Source organism: Sunxiuqinia dokdonensis, from assembly GCF_001270965.1.
In the GTDB taxonomy this organism is placed as follows: Bacteria; Bacteroidota; Bacteroidia; order Bacteroidales; family Prolixibacteraceae; genus Sunxiuqinia; species Sunxiuqinia dokdonensis.
Window position 1 is genome coordinate 1 of the sequence record NZ_LGIA01000109.1, and the last position, 531, is coordinate 531.

1 protein-coding gene is annotated in these 531 nt (G+C 48.0%); it reads right to left on the reverse strand.

What is annotated here, in order from left to right; genetic code table 11:
• Positions 1-22 precede the first annotated feature (22 nt).
• Complete coding sequence (locus NC99_RS07360; RefSeq protein WP_082326358.1) at positions 23-364, reverse strand: helix-turn-helix domain-containing protein; 342 nt, start codon at positions 362-364, stop codon at positions 23-25.
• Positions 365-531: the final 167 nt, after the last annotated feature.

Here is a 531-nt window from a genome sequence, read left to right on the forward strand (position 1 = left end):
CTCTCACTCTCCCATTCTCACCTCAATCCTCCGCCTTGAGGACCTTCAGCAAGGTACGGTTTTCGATCTCCAACTCCCGGATGCGCTCCAGGCATTCGGCATGTTCCGCCGGATCAATGACTACCTTTTTGGGCTCGGGCAGGTCGAGTTGATCAGCCAGTACTTCGAAAAAGTTGTAGTTAAACACCAGCGACAATTGCTTCAGCTTTTCGACCATAATCGTGTTGGCGTTGACCAACCGATGAATGGAACTGGGTTTCATGTTGAGCCGCTGTCCGAGTTGGGTCTGGTTCCAGCCCCGTTCTTCCATCTTCTGACAGATGAGACGGATGGCGACCTTGTTAAAATTGGGTTGATTCTCCATGATCTTCTGATTTTATTATGAGCGCTTGCTTCTTCCCGCTTGCGATTCCGTTCGTGCCAAGGGGAAATAAGGCCGCAAGCTTCGTTCTCAAATTCAACCCAAAATTTCTGAATAATTCCGAATAAAAACAATAGCCAACCGACACCCAGTCAAAAAAAATCAACAGT